Here is a 16,944-nt window from a genome sequence, read left to right on the forward strand (position 1 = left end):
GATGCCCTATCTCGTCTCGTTTCATCTGGGCTGGCTGATCGGCTCGCTGCTGCTCGGCTTCTGCATGGGCTGGATCTCGGTGGTCCAGCGCGGCAACGGCACCTCGAAGGTGACCGCGCGCTGGCTCGCCGTGCTTGCTGCCGGCCTGGTCGCGGCCTCGTTCGCGCGTGTGGTCCCCGGCCGCTTCGGCTACTGGCTCGACCTCGGCCTGATCATGTTCGCCTGCTACCTCGTCGGCGGCGCCATCGGCGCCTGGCTGCGCGACCGGGTGGTCGCGCGCACCGCGCCTCCTGCCGCTCTGTGATGTTGCCCTGCACCCTGACTGCGGAAGTCAGGAGCGCCGCTGCGCGGCCTTCCCCGCACATCGAAAACCGTGAACAAACGCTCCGGCCTCCCCTCTTTCAACAGGCGAGGGTACCCCATAGATTGACGTCGGCTTAAGCCGTGACGGAACATTGTGCGGTGGAAATCATCAAAACTTCATGGCCACTGCGCAGGATTGCCATGGAGATTCGCGTCAGTCTTGCCGCCGAAAGCGCCAAACCGTGCATCAGGAGCCCGCAACCCTGCCTAAAATATTGAACGCACGAGTTTTTCTTCGAATTGCCGAATTCCACTCCGCCCGGAAACGCGCTAGTGGAGGGATAGCGGGTATGCGCGATGCCGGGACCGGCAGAGAGGGTTCGTCGGGTGCCTGCGTGTCATCCGCCTGTTCGCCGGCCAGCCCGGCCGCTGAAGCGTTGTTCGAGGTCTAGATGCTGGAAGCCATACGCAGGGCGATGTCGTTTCTGCGCCAGAAGCAAATCCTGCATAAGCTTGGAGTTGTGATCAGCGTCGCGGTCATCGGCATCGCTTGCTATGTGCTCTACCACATGCTGCGCGGCATCGATGTCAACGAAGTCCTCGAGGCGATCAAGAGCACCGAGCCGAGCCAGATTGCACTGGCGGCTTTGTTCGTCGCCGCGGGCTATTTCACGCTGACCTTCTACGACCTGTTCGCCGTGCGCGCGATCGGCCACGCCCACGTGCCCTATCGGATCAACGCGCTCGCCGCTTTCACCAGCTATTCGATCGGTCACAATGTCGGCGCCAGCGTCTTCACCGGCGGCGCGGTGCGCTACCGCATCTATTCCGCCCACGGCCTGAACGCGATCGACGTCGCAAAGATCTGCTTCCTCGCCGGCCTGACCTTCTGGCTCGGCAATGCCGCGGTGCTGGGCCTCGGCATCTCCTATCATCCGGAGGCCGCGGCCTCGATCGACCAGCTTCCGCCTTGGCTGAACCGGACTCTGGCGATGATGATCATCGTCGGGCTGGTCGCTTACGTGGTCTGGGTCTGGACCCAGCCGCGGATGGTCGGCCGCGGGCCCTGGACCGTGATGCTGCCGGGCGGCCCGCTGACGTTGCTCCAGATCGCGATCGGCATCATCGATCTCGGCTTCTGCGCGCTGGCGATGTACGTGCTGGTCCCGGACGAGCCCAATCTCGGCTTCGTGGTGGTCGCGGTGATCTTTGTCTCGGCCACGCTGCTCGGCTTTGCCAGCCATTCGCCCGGAGGCCTTGGCGTGTTCGACGCGGCCATGCTGGTCGGGCTCTGGCAGATGGACCGCGAGGAGCTGCTGGGCGGCATGCTGCTGTTCCGCGTCCTCTACTATCTGTCCCCTTTCGTCATATCTGTAATCTTGCTGACGTTTCGCGAAGTTATCATCGGCGCACGATCGAAACGCCTGCAGCAGGCTGCGCTCAAGCTCGACCCTGGCCCCGCGCCTGAAGCCGCATACGTGAGAAAGCGCAGCGACAGCGGCGCCTGACCGGCGCAAGGTCCTTTGGAGAAGCCCGCCCCGATGGCGATCGACGCCCCATCTTCTCCCTCCTCCCAGCCCTGGTCCGACCGGCTGCGGCACTCGACCGTCATCTTGATCGCTGCGGCGCTGGCGCTGTCGGTGGTGGTCTCGCTGGGGGAATTATCGGCGCTGCATGCGATTGCGGTGTTCCTCTGCGTCGCGGCCGCAGCCCTGATCCCGTGGCGCCTGCACGATACCGCCGCCTCCCGCGAAGAGACCCGCCGGGTCAATCCGGTCGAGAGCGCGGCGGTGGCTGCGGTGGTCGCCGGCATGCCCGATCCCGCGGTGCTGCTCGACCGCGCCGGCCGCGTCATCCATCTCAACGCCGCGGCCGCCCAGCTCGCGCCGGCGCTGCGCCGGAATGAGCTCGCCCAGTTCGCGCTGCGCTCGCCCGAGATCATCACGGCGCTGCGCGAGTCGATCGCAACCACCGAGCCGCGGCGCGCGACCTATCTCGACCATGTCCCGGTCGATCGCTGGATGGAGCTGACCATCACGCCGGTGCCGGTGCCGACCACCTTTGGCGGCGCCGACAAATGCATGCTGATGACCTTCCACGACCAGACGCCGCTTCGTCGGGTCGAGGAGATGCGGGCCGATTTCGTCGCCAATGCCAGCCACGAGCTGCGCACGCCGCTGGCCGCGCTGTCCGGCTTCATCGACACGCTCCAGGGCCAGGCCAAGGACGATCCCAAGGCGCGCGAGCGCTTCCTCGGCATCATGCACAACCAGGCCACCCGCATGGCCCGCCTGATCGACGATCTCTTGTCGCTGTCGCGGGTGGAGCTGTCGGCCCATGTGCGGCCCGACACCCTGATCGACCTGCTGCCGATCATCTTGCAGGTCGCCGATGGGCTCGAGCCGCTGGCGCGGGAGCGCCAGGTCGAGGTCGAGACCCAGCTCCCCGAGAGCCCGGTGCTGATCGCGGGGGACCGCGAGGAGCTGCTCCGCCTGTTCGAGAATTTGATCGAGAACGCGCTCAAATACGGCGCCTCGGGCGGTCGCGTCATCGTGTCGCTGATTTCAGGCGCCGCGCCTGATGGAACTCAGGAAATCCGGGTCCTGGTCCGGGATTTCGGCCCCGGCATCGCGCCGGAGCATCTGCCGCGCCTGACCGAGCGCTTCTACCGGGTCGATGTCGGCGACAGCCGCTCGCAGGGCGGCACGGGCCTCGGATTATCGCTGGTGAAACATATTCTTAACCGCCACCGCGGCCGGCTTCTGATCGAAAGCGTGCCCAAACAGGGCGCCACTTTCACGGCCTGTTTTCCCCAGGGCAGGCCCGCGGCTCTGAGCTAAATTCCAGCGATTTCAGCTGCTTAACACTGTCATCCGACTGTCACCAAACCTTCGTAAAAGCTCAGCTGTCCGCTCCTAAAGGGGCGGCACGGGGAGCGCGATCGGGCGCGGATGGCGCTTCGCTCCCCTGTATGGAGACCAGCATGAATTTCCTCAAAACGATCGTTGCTGCTGGCTTGGTTGCCGCATCGACGACGGCGGCCTTTGCTGCCGACATCACCGGAGCCGGCGCGACGTTTCCGTTCCCGATCTATTCCAAATGGGCTGACGCCTACAAGAAGGAGACCGGCAACGGTCTGAACTACCAGTCGATCGGCTCCGGCGGCGGCATCAAGCAGATCCAGGCCAAGACCGTGACCTTCGGCGCCAGCGACGCGCCGCTCAAGGCCGAGCAGCTTGAGAAGGACGGCCTCGTCCAGTGGCCGATGGTGATGGGCGCCATCGTTCCCGTCGTCAACATCGAGGGCGTGAAGCCCGGTGAGATGGTGTTCGACGGCGAGACGCTGGCCAGCATCTACCTCGGCAAGATCACCAAATGGGACGACGCCGCGATCAAGAAGCTCAACCCCAACGTGAAGCTGCCCTCGGAGGCCATCACCGTGGTCCGCCGTTCGGACGGCTCGGGCACCACCTTCAACTTCACCAACTACCTCGCCAAGGCCAGCGCGGACTGGAAGAGCAAGGTCGGTGAGGGTACCGCGGTCGAATGGCCGGTCGGCGTCGGCGCCAAGGGCAACGAAGGCGTGTCCGGCAACATCAGCCAGACCAAGAACTCGATCGGCTACGTCGAGTACGCCTATGCCAAGCAGAACAAGCTGACCTACACCGGTCTCGTCAACAAGGCCGGCAAGCCGGTGCAGCCCACCGTCGAAGCGTTCCAGGCGGCCGCGTCCAACGCCGACTGGGCCAAGGCTCCCGGCTACTACGTCATCCTGACCGACCAGCCCGGCGAGAAGTCCTGGCCGATCACGGCGGCGACCTTCATCCTCATGCACAAGGATGCCACCGACAAGGCGTCCTCGCAGGAAGCCATCAAGTTCTTCCGCTGGGCCTTCAAGAACGGCGGCAAGGCAGCCGAAGAGCTCGATTACATCCCGATGCCGGATCCGGTCGTTCAGCTGATCGAGAAGACTTGGGCTGCCGAGATCAAGAGCTAGGTACGCGACGCCCGTGCCCCGGATGCGCTGCGCCGCATCCGGGGCACGGACCAACAAAAAACGTATACTATTTTAGTACAGGGGATCGGCGTGGCAGAGATGGCCGTTCAGAGCGATGTAATCGACGACGCCGGACCGTATGATCGCGCCAAGGCCTTGAGCGCGTTCAAGCTCGGCGACGTCACCTTCTATTGGATCACGCGGCTCTCCGCGATCTCGGTGCTTCTGATCCTCGGCGGCATCATCATTTCGCTGATCGTCGGCGCCTTCCCGGCGATGAAGGAATTCGGGGTCTCGTTCCTGTGGACGCAGCGCTGGGCGCCGTCCGCCGATCCGCCGGTGCTCGGCGCGCTCGGGCCGATGTACGGCACGCTCGTCACCTCCTTCATCGCGATGCTGATCGCCATTCCCGTGGGTCTCGGCATTGCCATCTTCCTCACCGAGCTCTGCCCGCAATGGCTGCGCCGCCCGATCGGCATGGCGATCGAGCTGCTCGCCGGCATCCCCTCGATCATCTACGGCATGTGGGGCTTCTTCGTGTTGGGTCCGTTCCTCGCCAACACGTTCCAGCCCTTCATGATCAAGATATTCGACGGCGTGCCCGTGCTGGGCGCGATCTTCGCGGGACCGCCGTCCTATCTCAGCCTGTTCAATGCCGCGCTGATCCTCGCGATCATGGTGCTGCCATTCATCACCTCGATCTCGGTCGATGTGTTCAAGACGGTGCCTCCGGTCCTGAAGGAAGCCGCCTACGGCGTCGGCTGTACCACCTGGGAAGTCGTCCGCAGCGTGGTGATCCCCTACACCCGCGTCGGCGTCATCGGCGGGGTCATGCTGGCGCTGGGCCGCGCGCTCGGCGAGACCATGGCGGTGACCTTCATCATCGGCAACTCGTTCCGGATATCGTCGTCGATCTTCGCCCCCGGCACCACGATTTCGGCGGCGATCGCATCCGAGTTCGCCGAGAGCGACGGCCTGCACCAGTCCGGCCTGATCCTGCTCGGCCTCCTGCTGTTCGTGCTGACTTTCTTCGTGCTCGCAGCGGCGCGGCTGATGCTGATGCGGCTGGAAAAGAAGGCTGGGAACTAGCGCCATGAACCCGATCTATTCACGCCGCCGCCGCAAGGACATCGTCGTCCGCGGGCTCTGCATCGCCGCAACCGCCTTCGGCGTCACCTGGCTCGCGCTGATCCTGATCACGCTGCTCTACAACGGCTTGGCGGGACTCAATGTCCAGCTGTTCACCGAGAACACGCCGCCACCCGGATCGAACGAGGGCGGCCTGCTCAACGCCATCGTCGGCTCGCTGATCATGACCGTGATCGGCGTCGGCATCGGTGCGCCGCTCGGCATGTTTGCCGGCACCTACCTCGCCGAATACGGCCGCAACGACAAGCTGACCTCGGTGATCCGCTTCATCAACGACATCCTGCTCTCGGCGCCCTCGATCATCATCGGCCTGTTCATCTACGGCGCGGTGGTGGTGCCGATGCGCGGCTTCTCGGCGATCGCGGGCTCGCTCGCGCTCGCGGTCATCGTGATCCCGGTGGTGCTGCGCACGACCGAGGACATGCTGCTGCTGGTTCCGAACGCGCTGCGCGAGGCGGCCTCGGCGCTCGGCCTGCCGCGTTCGCTGGTGATCAAGCGGATCGCTTATCGCGCCGCGCGCTCCGGCCTCATCACCGGCGTGCTGCTCGCGACCGCTCGTGTCGCCGGCGAAACCGCGCCACTGCTGTTCACCGCATTGTCGAACCAGTTCTTCAGCCTCGGCCTGAACAAGACGATGGCGAACCTGCCTGTCACCATCAACAACTTCGTGCAGAGCCCCTATGCCTACTGGAAGCAGCTGGCCTGGAGCGGGGCGCTGCTCATCACGCTGACCGTTCTTGCCCTGAATATTGGCGCGCGCATCCTTGGCGCCGAGAGGACCGCAAAATGAGTGATCTTTCCGTATCGATGAGCGCGGCCGGTGGGCTGCCCCACGCGCCGGTGCTGCCGGAGGCGCCCCCCAAGGTGACCGTGCGCAACCTGAACTTCTATTACGGCGAGCACCACGCTCTGAAGAACATCAACCTGACGCTCGGCGCCAACCGCGTCACGGCGTTCATCGGTCCGTCGGGCTGCGGCAAGTCGACCCTGCTGCGCATCTTCAACCGGATGTACGACCTCTATCCCGGCCAGCGCGCCACCGGTCAGCTCATGCTCGATCAGACCAACATCCTGGACGGCAAGCTGGACCTCAATCTGCTGCGCGCCCGCGTCGGCATGGTGTTCCAGAAGCCGACGCCGTTCCCGATGACGATCTACGAGAACATCGCGTTCGGCATCCGTCTCTATGAGAAGATCTCGAAGTCCGAGATGGACGGCCGCGTCGAAAAGGCACTCCGCGGCGGCGCGCTGTGGAACGAGGTCAAGGACAAGCTCAACGCCTCCGGCCTGTCGCTCTCGGGCGGCCAGCAGCAGCGCCTCTGCATCGCCCGCACCGTCGCGGTGCGGCCCGAGGTGATCCTGTTCGACGAACCCTGTTCGGCGCTCGACCCGATCTCGACCGCCAAGGTCGAGGAGCTGATCCAGGAGCTGTCCGAGGATTACACGATCGCGATCGTCACTCACAACATGCAGCAGGCGGCGCGCGTCTCCGACAAGACCGCCTTCATGTATCTCGGCGAGCTGATCGAATTCGACGACACCAGCAAGATCTTCACGTCGCCGACTGACCGGCGCACGCAGGATTACATCACCGGCCGGTTCGGCTAGGAGACGCGACATGGGTTCTGAACATACCGCAAAGGCCTTCGATACCGACCTCCAGGAACTCACCCGCCTGGTCGCCGAGATGGGTGGCATCGCCGAGCGCATGATCGTCGAGTCCGTCGACGCGCTGATCCGCCGCGACGTCCCGCTCGGCCAGCGCGTCGTCGCCATCGACACCGAACTCGACGCGCTGCAGAAGCGCATCGAGGAGCGTGCGGTGCTCACCATCGCCCGCCGCCAGCCGATGGCGGTCGACCTGCGCGAGATCGTCGGCGCCATGCGCGTCGCGACCGATCTCGAGCGCATCGGCGACCTCGCCAAGAACATGGGCAAACGCGTCGCGGCGCTGGAGACGGACTTCCATCCGCTCAAGCTGTTTCGCGGCCTCGAGCACATGACCGACCTCGTGCAGCAGCAGGTCAAGTCGGTGCTGGACGCCTATGCCGCGCATGATCTGCCGGCGGCGATGGCGGTGTGGAAGGGCGACGAGGAGGTCGACGCCATCTGCACCTCGCTGTTCCGCGAGCTCCTTACCTACATGATGGAGGATCCGCGCAACATCTCGTTCTGTATCCATTTGATGTTCTGCGCCAAGAACATCGAGCGGATCGGCGACCACGCCACCAACATCGCCGAGACCGTGTTCTACATGATCGAGGGACAGGCGATCACCGACAAGCGGCCGAAGGGCGACATGACGACCTTCGCCAACACGGTACCGAACACTTAAGGAGCGACGACCCGATGGGCGCACGCATTATGGTGGTTGAGGACGAGGAAGCTCTGACGGAGCTTCTCCGCTACAACCTCGAAGGCGACGGCTATGACGTCGAGACGGTGATGCGCGGCGACGACGCCGACACTCGCCTCAAGGAGCACATCCCCGATCTGATCGTGCTCGACTGGATGCTGCCGGGCCTGTCAGGCATCGAATTGTGCCGGCGGCTTCGCACCCGTCCCGAGACCAAGCAGCTCCCGATCATCATGCTCACCGCGCGCGGCGAGGAGAGCGAACGGGTGCGGGGTCTTGCGACCGGCGCCGACGATTACATCGTCAAGCCGTTCTCGGTGCCGGAGCTGCTCGCGCGCGTGAAAGGCCTGCTGCGGCGCGCGAGCCCCGAGCGGCTCGCCACCGTGCTTGCTTTTGGCGACATCGAGCTCGACCGCGACAAGCGCCGCGTGGCGCGCTCGGGCCGGCCGATCGATCTCGGTCCGACCGAATATCGCCTGCTGGAGTTCTTCCTGGAGCATCCGGGCCGGGTGTTCTCGCGCGAGCAACTGCTCGACAGCGTTTGGGGCCGCGACATCTACATCGATGAGCGTACCGTCGACGTGCATATCGGCCGCCTGCGCAAGCTGCTCAATCTCGGCCGCGAGCAGGACCCGATCCGCACCGTCCGCGGCGCCGGCTACGCGCTGGATGATCGTTTTGCCAAGGCGGAGCAGGTGTAGGGTTGCAGGCTTGTTTGCTGGCGAGCTGTCCCCGAATTCTCCGACGTCGTCCCGGACAAGCGAGCGAAGCGAGCGCTGATCCGGGACCCATAACCACCGAACGTGGTTTGGCGAAGACTCGGAGCGACCCCTTCCGCACGACTACTGCGTGCTCGGAGTATGGGTCCTGGCTTTCGCCAGGACGACACTGAAATTGTTGAACTGTCTTCGCGCGACGACTTGCCGTGATTACCGCGGACCCGGCTTCACCGGTGCGCGGCGCCGATCCGACGCCGGCTGGTACGCGACGCGCGAGTGCTGGGCGCAATAGGGCAGGCCGGACAGCGCACGGCCACCACAGAAGAAGAAGTCCGGGCTCGAGGGATCGCCGACCGGCCAGTGGCAGGTCGCCTCGTTCAATTCCAGCAGCGACAGCCGCTGGCTCATCGGCACCACGTTGTCGTATGTGACCGGATCCGGCTCAGCCTCGACCTCAAAGGCCTGCGCCAGTGCGGTGTTGCCGCGCGAGATCGGGCGGCTCACCCGCATCATGTGCTGCGCGGGGCGCGCCTTGCGCGGCCGGGGCGCTGCCGACGAAGGGCTCTTGGCGCGGCCCGAAAGGCCGAGCCTGTGCACTTTGCCGATCACGGCATTGCGGGTCACATTGCCGAGCTCCGCCGCGATCTGGCTGGCCGAAAGTCCGGCCTCCCAGAGCTTTTTCAGCTGCTCGACGCGATCATCGGACCAGGTCAAAACCGTCATTGCACCCTTTCCCTCGCTGCGCGCCAGCCATCCTGGGGCCTCGCAGCGAATGCCTAAGCCTTCAAAAACCCGTGCCGCCAGAATCCCTTAAGGCTCGCCGGGCGCGTCTTGAACGCCCGAACGTTTACGCCGGTACATAAGGACTTAAAGATCAGAACCACTGCACGAGATGTCGTATCTGACAATCCAAACGCTACAATATGGCGTGACTCCCGCGCAAGAGTCCGCCGACTCGCTTCCACATGTTCCGTGGCTAAATCCCGCAAAATCGGCACCGCAAGACTACGGATTCAGCGTTTCGCGAGGCTTTCCGGGCGGCATTGACACCCGTTTCACCAGGCCTAAGATAGTCGCGCGTGCCGCCCTCAAGAGGCGGCACGTTTCGTTTTCCGGGCCGGTCGATGGTGCGTTGCGCAATGCACGCTCACACCGTCCGCAACATTCAAGTGACCGCCATGACTAACAGCGCAGCGCCGCATTTGCTCCCCGTTTTCGCCAGATCCGACCTCGGTTTCGAGCGTGGCGAAGGCTGCTGGCTGATCGCGACTAATGGCGAGCGCTATCTCGATTTCACCTCGGGGGTGGCGGTGAACGCGCTCGGCCATGCCCATCCGGCGCTGGTCGCGGCGTTGCAGGAGCAGGCGACCAAGCTCTGGCACATGTCGAACCTGTTCCAGAGCCCGGACGGCGAAAAGCTCGCCGCGCGCCTGTGCAATGAAAGTTTCGCGGACTTCGTGTTCTTCTGCAATTCCGGCGCCGAAGCGCTGGAATGCGTGATCAAGGTCGTGCGCCGTTATCACGCCGCGAAGGGCCATCCCGACCGCTATCGCATGATCACCTTCGAAGGCGCCTTCCATGGCCGCACGCTGGCGACGCTGGCGGCGACGGGTTCGGCGAAATATCTCGAAGGTTTCGGCCCGCCGATGGAGGGCTTCGACCAGGTTGCGCATGGCGATCTCGAGGCGGTGAAAAAGGCGATCGGTCCGCAGACCGCCGGCATCCTGATCGAGCCGATCCAGGGCGAGGGCGGTGTGCGTTCGGCAACGCCCGCCTTCCTGAGGGCGTTGCGTCAGCTCTGCGACGAGAAGGGTCTGTTGCTCGCCTTCGACGAGGTGCAGACCGGCATGGGCCGCACCGGCGATCTGTTCGCGTACCGCCGCCTCGGCGTCGAACCCGACGTGATGTCGCTGGCCAAGGCGCTCGGCGGCGGCTTTCCGATCGGCGCCTGCCTTGCGACCGCGGAAGCGGCATCCGGCATGACGCCGGGCTCGCACGGCTCGACCTTCGGCGGCAATCCGCTCGCGATCGCGGCTGCGAACGCCGTGCTCGACGTCATGCTCAAGCCCGGCTTCTTCGATCACGTGCAGAGGATGTCGCTGCTGCTCAAGCAGAAGCTCGCCTCCGTGATCGACCGTCACTCTGATGTCGTCAGCGAAGTGCGCGGCGAGGGCCTCCTGATCGGCATCAAGGCCGTGGTACCTTCGGGCGATCTCGTTGCCGCCTTGCGCGCAGAGAAGCTGCTCACCGTCGGCGCCGGCGACAATGTCGTGCGTTTCCTGCCGCCTTTGATCGTCACCGAAGCCGAGATCGAGGACAGCGTCATGCGGCTCGAGCGCGCCTGCACTGCGTTGTCCGGCAACAAGCGGGCGGCAAGCTGATGAGCAAGTCGCCCGATAAAGCACCCAAGAAAACACCGAAGCACTTCCTCGATATCAACGAGCTGCCGCTGTCGGAGCTCAAGCGCATGCTGGCCGCGTCCTCCGCGATGAAGGCGAAGCAGAAGGCGCATCAGCCGGTCAGGCCGCTCGAAGGCAAGACGCTGGCGATGATCTTCGAGCGCCCCTCGACGCGGACGCGGGTGTCTTTCGACGTCGCCATGCGCCAGCTCGGCGGCGAGCCCATCATGCTCACGGGCGCCGAGATGCAGCTCGGCCGCGGCGAGACCATCGCCGACACCGCGCGCGTGCTGTCGCGCTATGTCGACGCCATCATGATCCGCATCCTCAACCACGATGCCCTGCTTGAGCTTGCGGCGAACGCCACCGTTCCGGTCATCAACGGCCTGACGCGGCGCTCGCATCCCTGCCAGGTGATGGCCGACCTCATGACGTACGAGGAACATCGCGGCCCGATCGAGGGCAAGACGGTGGCCTGGACCGGCGACGACAACAACGTGCTGGCGTCCTGGGCGCACGCCGCCGAGCGCTTCAAGTTCCAGCTCAATGTCGCGACGCCTCCAGAGCTCGCGCCGAAAAAGGCGATGCGCGACTTCATCAAGGCGACCGGCGCGCCGATCATGCTCGGCACGGATGCCGAAGCCGCCGTGCGCGGCGCCGATTGTGTCGTGACCGACACCTGGGTGTCGATGGGCGACAAGGAAGGCGAGCACCGCCATAACGTGCTCAAGCCTTATCAGGTCAATGCCCAGCTGATGTCGCTGGCCAAGCCCGATGCGCTGTTCATGCACTGCCTGCCCGCCCATCGCGGCGAGGAGGTTACCGACGAGGTGATCGACGGTCCGCAATCCGTCGTGTTCGACGAGGCCGAAAACCGCCTGCACGCGCAGAAGGGCATTCTGGCCTGGTGCTTCGACGCGGTGAAGTGATCTCGCTGGAATCCCGGCGGCCACCTCACATATGATCGTCGTCCCGGACAAGCGCAGCTTCTGGCAACGCGCAGCGTTGTCCAGAACGGAGCGCCGATCCGGGACCCATAACCACAGGAAGTCGTTTGGCGAGGATTCGGAGTTGTCATCTCGCGGAGTAGCGTAATCCTGTGGTTATGGGTCCCGGATCTGCGCTAGCGCTTGTCCGGGACGACACGGAGGTTGAGGTTGCTTCGTACAGTTCCCCAACCCCCCTTCCAATTCCGCCTTCCGACCCCAGATAAAGCGCCATGGTTTCCCAATCCCCTGACATGAAAACCGGGCCCGAAGGCCCGGTTCGCGCGCCATCCGCGGTTCCCGTCGATGACGCCGTGCTGCCCTACGAGGTTGACGCGCTCGACGTGCGCGGTCGGCTGGTGCGGCTTGGTCCGGCGCTCGACGAGATCCTGACCAAGCACGATTATCCGGCGCCGGTCGGCAAGCTGCTCGGCGAGGCCATCGTGCTGACCACGCTGCTCGGCTCGTCGCTGAAGTTCGAAGGCCGCTTCATCCTGCAGGCCCAGACCGATGGTCCGGTGTCATTCCTGGTCGTGGACTATCAGGCGCCGGATCGCCTGCGCGCCTATGCGCGCTACGACGCCGCGCGCCTCGGGGATGCAAAAGATTCCGGCGCGCTGCTGGGTCACGGTCATCTCGCCATGACCATCGACCAGGGCCCCGACATGAGCCGCTACCAGGGCCTGGTCGCGCTCGACGGCGGCAGCCTGGAAGACGCCGCTCACGAATATTTCCTGCGCTCCGAGCAGATCCCGACGCGCGTGCGCCTCGCCGTGGGCGAGGAATGGCGATCGAACGACGGAGGCAAGCATCGCTGGCGTGCCGGTGGCATGCTGATGCAGTTTTTACCGAAGGCGCCCGAGCGGGCGCGGCAGGCCGATCTGCATCCCGGCGATGCGCCCGAAGGCGTCGAGGTTCATGCCGTCGCTGAAGACGATGCCTGGGTCGAGGCGCGCTCGCTGATCGAAACCGTCGAAGATGTCGAGCTGATCGATCCCGAGCTCTCCGGCGAGCGGCTGCTCTACCGTCTCTTCCACGAGCGCGGTGTGCGCGTGTTCAATCCGCTGCCCTTGAAAGCGCAATGCTCCTGCTCGCGCGATGTGGTCACATCGATGCTGAAGAGCTTTTCGTCCGACGACCGTGCCGCGATGGTCAAGGACGACAAGGTCGTTGTGACCTGCGAGTTCTGCAGCTCGGTGTACGAGTTCACACCGGACGAGGCGGGCGTCCAGGACGCGTAGCGCGGTGCCGTAGGGTGGGCAAAGCGAAGCGCGCCCACCATTTCCAGCGCTAATTCAGCACCCTCTTGTTATCCGGGCTGTCCAGCGAGAACGTCGGCACGTCGATCTCGAAGCGCTCGCCGGTGGCACTGACCATCTGGTAGCGGCCGGTCATGAAGCCCGAGGCGGTCGTGAGCGGTACGCCGGAGGTATATTCGAAGCGTTCGCCGGGGGCGAGCGTCGGCTGCTCGCCGACGACACCCTCGCCCTTCACCTCCTGCTGCCGGCCGGTGGCGTCGGTGATGATCCAGTGCCGCGTCTTGAGCTGCACGGTCTCGTCGCCGGAATTGGTGATGACGATGGTGTAGGCCCAGAAATAACGGGAGCGGTCAGCCGACGACTGCTCCGGAACAAAGTTCGGCTCGACGGTCACTTCGATCTGGCGGGTCACGGCGCGGTACATGATTGCCATCATACCGAAAACCGCCCGGGAACCAAACGCCGGAGGCGGCCTTGGCGACATCGTCCCGCCAGATTTCGCAGGGAAGTACACGTCCAAATGGACTTGCAAATGTACTTGCATGTGATCCGGCCGCTTTGCGAGATGACGGCCGAACCGGTACACTCCCTGCCACGTCGCGATTTGCGGAAGGGTTTTTAGGCCCCCGATGACCATTGCCGACCAAGTGACGGGATCGACGATCGCGGGAACCGCCAAACCTGTGGAGGTCAAGTCCGCGGGGGCAAAGCGGCGCGCGGCCGCGCCGGCCATTTCGCTGCCCGCCATCGGCGAGCGCGAGCTCCGGCTCGACCTGTTCCGCGGCCTCGCGCTGTGGCTGATCTTCATCGACCATTTGCCGCCGAGCCTTCTGACCTGGTTCACGATCCGCAATTACGGCTTCAGCGACGCCACCGAGATCTTCATCTTCATCTCCGGCTATACCGCGGCCTTCGTCTACGGTCGGGCGATGCTGGAGTCCGGCATCGTCGTCGCCACCGCGCGCATCCTGCGGCGCGTCTGGCAGATCTATGTCGCCCACGTCTTCCTGTTCACGATCTTCCTTGCCGAAATCTCCTACGTCGCGACCCGGTTCGAGAACCCGCTCTACACCGAAGAGATGGGCATCATGGATTTCCTCAAGCAGCCCGACGTCACGATCGTGCAGGCGCTGCTGCTGCGCTTCCGTCCGGTCAACATGGACGTGCTGCCGCTCTACATCGTGCTGATGCTGGCGCTGCCCTTGATCCTGTGGCTGATGAAATGGCGCCCCGACGTGACGCTCGGCCTCTCGGTCGCGCTCTACGCGGTGACCTGGGAATACGACCTCTATCTGTCGGCCTATCCGAACGGCTTCTGGGCCTTCAATCCCTTCGCCTGGCAATTGCTGTTCGTGTTCGGGGCATGGTGCGCGCTCGGGGGTGCGCGGCGCATGTCGCACATTCTGGCTTCGCGGGTGACGATGTGGATCGCGATCGTCTATCTGGTCGCCGCATTCTACGTGACGCTGACCTGGTATGTGCCGCAGCTCTCCCACTTCATGCCGAAGCGGCTCGAGCAGTGGATGTATCCGATCGACAAGGCCGACCTTGACGTGCTGCGCTTCACGCATTTCCTGGCGCTGGCCGCGCTCACCGTGCGCGTCCTGCCGCGTGACTGGCCGGGCCTGAAATCGCCCTGGCTGCGGCCGCTGATCCTGTGCGGCTCGCATTCCCTGGAGATATTCTGTCTCGGCGTCTTCCTCGCCTTTGCCGGCCATTTCATCCTGGCCGAGGTCTCGGGCGGCCCGGTCATGCATGCGCTAATTAGTCTCTCCGGAATCCTGATCATGTGGGCCATGGCTTGGCTGATTTCGTGGTACAAGCGGGTGGCTGACAAGAGCGGTTCGAAAACCAAAAGCGCCGTCGGCAGCGCCGATATGGCGGGAGGGGGCTGATGAAGGCGAAGGTTTTCCTGAGCCTGATCCTGCTGTGCGGTGGTCTCGCCGCGCCTCCGGCGCGCGCGGACGATGCTGCGCCGGCTGCTTCAGCCGCGCCCGCAGCCTGTGAAGTGCCCTCCTATCTGCTCACCAGCGAAAGCCAGCTTCCCAAGGTCGCCGATGCCGTGAAGGCCGGCAAACCGCTCGAAATCCTGGTCATCGGCAGTCGCTCGACCACGATTCCGGCTTCCGAGGACGCCTCTTATCCGGCGCGGATGCAGGCCATCCTGAAGGACAAGCTGCCGCCGACCGAGACGGTGCATGTCTCCGTAGAAATACAGAGCAAGAAGACGGCCGAGGAGGCGGCCGCCAGCTTCGTTAAGCTGATGGAAGCAAAGACGCCTACTTTGGTCATCTGGCAGACCGGGACCGTCGATGCTATCCGAGCCATCGATCCCGATGATTTTCGTGGCGCGGTGACCGAAGGGGTTGTTGCGTTGCAAAAGGCAGGGGCTGACGTCGTCTTGATGAACTTGCAGTACAGTCCGCGTACCGAAACCATGATCTCGGTGCCGCCATACCTCGACAATATGCGGGTGGTGGCGCAGGAGCACGATATTCCGCTGTTCGATCGGTTCGCGATCATGCGGCAGTGGAATGATCAGGGGCAGTTCGACCTGTTCAGCCCGTCGCGCGGGCCTGAGCTGGCGAAACAGGTCCATGATTGCCTCGGCCGGGCGTTGGCACAGTTCGTGATCGACGCTGCGCATCTGGAGCCGGCCCAGCAGCAAAATTGAGGTCTAGCGTTGATGAGTTCTCTCCGCCCTTTTTGCCTGACGGCATGGCTGGCTGTGCCCGCAGCAGCGCTGCTGCTGGTGCTGAGTCCGGCCTCGCAGTCGCACGCGCAGACGCAGGCCGCACAGGCAACGCCGGCCCCGCAGCAGTCGGCTGATCCGGCTCTCGCTTCACCGTCCCAGACCACCATCGCCGCGACGTCCCCCGAGCAGCGCGGCATCACGGCGCGCGCGATCGACAAGGTGAAGCAGGTTGCGAAATCCGCCGGCGACGTCTTCAGCCGCGTGCCCTGCCTGTCGCCGAAGGGCGGCTCGAAGGCGATGGGCTCGCTGCCGCATGTCGCGGGCAAGCTCGTCGCCGGCCAGCCCGTCGTCATCGTCGCCTTCGGCTCGTCCTCGACCGCGGGATTCGGCGCGAGCTCGCCGGAGTTCAACTATCCCAATCGCCTTGCCGCGCAGCTGCACCGGCACTATCCGACCGCCGACATCACCGTCGTCAATGCCGGCGTCGGCGGCGAGGACGCGCCCGAGATGATGAAGCGCCTCCAGAAAGAGGTGATTGACGTGCATCCGGATCTGGTGATCTGGCAGGTCGGCACCAATGCCGTGCTACGCAATCTCGATCCCGGCGATACCGCCAAACTGGTCGAGGACGGCATCAGCCGCATCCAGGCTGCCGGCGGCACCGACGTCGTGCTGGTCGATCCGCAATATTCGCCGGCCGTCAACCAGCGCGCCGACAGCGCCGGCAAGATGGTGAAGCTGCTCGGCAAGGTCGCCGAGCTCCGTCACGTCGGCATCTTCCCGCGCTTCGAGGTGATGCGCGACTGGCACGAGAAGCAATCGCTTCCGGTCGAGAGTTTCGTGATCGCCGACGGACTGCACATGAACGATTGGGGCTATGCCTGCTTCGCCCAGCTCCTCGGCGACGACATCATCCGTTCCGTCGGCCAGATCAAACTCGGCGTCAACGTGCCCGCGGACGTGCGGACCTATCGACCGATGTGACCTGTCGTGGGGGGCGGGGGGGGCAGATGGGGCCGGGCGGGGGGCGCCCAAAAAACCCCCAAAACACCCCCCCCCCCGCCCCCCCCGCACAAAACGA

At 64.6% G+C, this 16,944-nt stretch carries 17 protein-coding genes; 15 read left to right on the top strand and 2 right to left on the bottom strand.

Annotated features, from left to right (window positions below):
• The first annotated feature begins 1 nt into the window (after position 1).
• From AC0L21_RS33235 to phoB, 9 genes are all read left to right on the top strand, one after another.
• Positions 2-304: a hypothetical protein gene (locus AC0L21_RS33235; RefSeq protein WP_007615705.1), complete on the top strand. Its 303-nt coding sequence runs from the start codon at positions 2-4 to the stop codon at positions 302-304.
• Positions 305-755: 451 nt separating this feature from the next.
• Complete coding sequence (locus tag AC0L21_RS33240; protein ID WP_007615704.1) at positions 756-1,811, top strand: lysylphosphatidylglycerol synthase domain-containing protein; 1,056 nt, start codon at positions 756-758, stop codon at positions 1,809-1,811.
• A gap of 33 nt (positions 1,812-1,844) precedes the next feature.
• Positions 1,845-3,143, top strand: coding sequence for an ATP-binding protein (locus AC0L21_RS33245; protein ID WP_473265887.1), 1,299 nt, complete (start codon positions 1,845-1,847; stop codon positions 3,141-3,143).
• 143 nt (positions 3,144-3,286) lie between these two features.
• Positions 3,287-4,300, top strand: a complete 1,014-nt coding sequence (gene pstS / locus AC0L21_RS33250) for a phosphate ABC transporter substrate-binding protein PstS (protein ID WP_473265888.1) — start codon at positions 3,287-3,289, stop codon at positions 4,298-4,300.
• 99 nt (positions 4,301-4,399) lie between these two features.
• Positions 4,400-5,389 carry a phosphate ABC transporter permease subunit PstC gene (gene pstC, locus AC0L21_RS33255; RefSeq protein ID WP_007615692.1) on the top strand — a complete coding sequence of 330 codons (990 nt, stop codon included), beginning with the start codon at positions 4,400-4,402 and terminating at the stop codon, positions 5,387-5,389.
• A 4-nt stretch (positions 5,390-5,393) separates the two neighbouring features.
• Positions 5,394-6,239, top strand: coding sequence for a phosphate ABC transporter permease PstA (gene pstA, locus AC0L21_RS33260; protein ID WP_007615690.1), 846 nt, complete (start codon positions 5,394-5,396; stop codon positions 6,237-6,239).
• Positions 6,236-7,057, top strand: coding sequence for a phosphate ABC transporter ATP-binding protein PstB (gene pstB, locus AC0L21_RS33265; RefSeq protein WP_007597875.1), 822 nt, complete (start codon positions 6,236-6,238; stop codon positions 7,055-7,057). The genes pstA and pstB overlap by 4 nt, the downstream gene beginning before the upstream one ends.
• Before the next feature lie 10 nt (positions 7,058-7,067).
• Positions 7,068-7,784 (top strand): phosphate signaling complex protein PhoU, encoded by a 717-nt coding sequence (gene phoU / locus AC0L21_RS33270; protein WP_018456067.1) that lies wholly within the window; start codon positions 7,068-7,070, stop codon positions 7,782-7,784.
• Between the two features lie 14 nt (positions 7,785-7,798).
• Positions 7,799-8,506: a phosphate regulon transcriptional regulator PhoB gene (phoB, locus tag AC0L21_RS33275; RefSeq protein ID WP_007597871.1), complete on the top strand. Its 708-nt coding sequence runs from the start codon at positions 7,799-7,801 to the stop codon at positions 8,504-8,506.
• Positions 8,507-8,734: 228 nt separating this feature from the next.
• On the opposite strand, the gene AC0L21_RS33280 is transcribed toward phoB, so the two are convergent.
• Positions 8,735-9,247 carry a GcrA family cell cycle regulator gene (locus AC0L21_RS33280; protein WP_007597869.1) on the bottom strand — a complete coding sequence of 171 codons (513 nt, stop codon included), beginning with the start codon at positions 9,245-9,247 and terminating at the stop codon, positions 8,735-8,737.
• Positions 9,248-9,702: 455 nt separating this feature from the next.
• Here AC0L21_RS33280 and AC0L21_RS33285 point away from each other — a divergent pair, with 455 nt between their 5' ends.
• The 3 genes from AC0L21_RS33285 to AC0L21_RS33295 all read left to right on the top strand — a co-directional run bounded on the left by AC0L21_RS33285 (position 9,703) and on the right by AC0L21_RS33295 (position 13,150).
• Positions 9,703-10,905, top strand: coding sequence for an acetylornithine transaminase (locus tag AC0L21_RS33285; RefSeq protein ID WP_473265889.1), 1,203 nt, complete (start codon positions 9,703-9,705; stop codon positions 10,903-10,905).
• Positions 10,905-11,852, top strand: coding sequence for an ornithine carbamoyltransferase (gene argF, locus AC0L21_RS33290; protein ID WP_473265890.1), 948 nt, complete (start codon positions 10,905-10,907; stop codon positions 11,850-11,852). The genes AC0L21_RS33285 and argF overlap by 1 nt, the downstream gene beginning before the upstream one ends.
• Before the next feature lie 290 nt (positions 11,853-12,142).
• Positions 12,143-13,150 carry an Hsp33 family molecular chaperone gene (locus tag AC0L21_RS33295; protein WP_473265891.1) on the top strand — a complete coding sequence of 336 codons (1,008 nt, stop codon included), beginning with the start codon at positions 12,143-12,145 and terminating at the stop codon, positions 13,148-13,150.
• Between the two features lie 49 nt (positions 13,151-13,199).
• On the opposite strand, the gene apaG is transcribed toward AC0L21_RS33295, so the two are convergent.
• Complete coding sequence (apaG, locus tag AC0L21_RS33300) at positions 13,200-13,592, bottom strand: Co2+/Mg2+ efflux protein ApaG (RefSeq protein WP_027514422.1); 393 nt, start codon at positions 13,590-13,592, stop codon at positions 13,200-13,202.
• 205 nt (positions 13,593-13,797) lie between these two features.
• On the opposite strand from apaG, the gene AC0L21_RS33305 reads away from it, so the two are divergent.
• Genes AC0L21_RS33305 through AC0L21_RS33315 form a run of 3 tightly spaced genes read left to right on the top strand, consistent with a single transcriptional unit; the run spans position 13,798 to position 16,847 of the window.
• A complete protein-coding gene (locus AC0L21_RS33305; protein ID WP_473265892.1) occupies positions 13,798-15,063 on the top strand; it encodes an OpgC domain-containing protein in 1,266 nt (421 codons plus the stop codon).
• Positions 15,063-15,842 (top strand): SGNH/GDSL hydrolase family protein, encoded by a 780-nt coding sequence (locus tag AC0L21_RS33310; protein WP_473265893.1) that lies wholly within the window; start codon positions 15,063-15,065, stop codon positions 15,840-15,842. Before AC0L21_RS33305 ends, AC0L21_RS33310 begins: the two co-directional genes overlap by 1 nt.
• Positions 15,843-15,854: 12 nt before the next feature.
• Positions 15,855-16,847, top strand: a complete 993-nt coding sequence (locus AC0L21_RS33315; RefSeq protein WP_473265894.1) for an SGNH/GDSL hydrolase family protein — start codon at positions 15,855-15,857, stop codon at positions 16,845-16,847.
• Positions 16,848-16,944: the final 97 nt, after the last annotated feature.

The organism is Bradyrhizobium sp. WSM4873 (assembly GCF_055811355.1).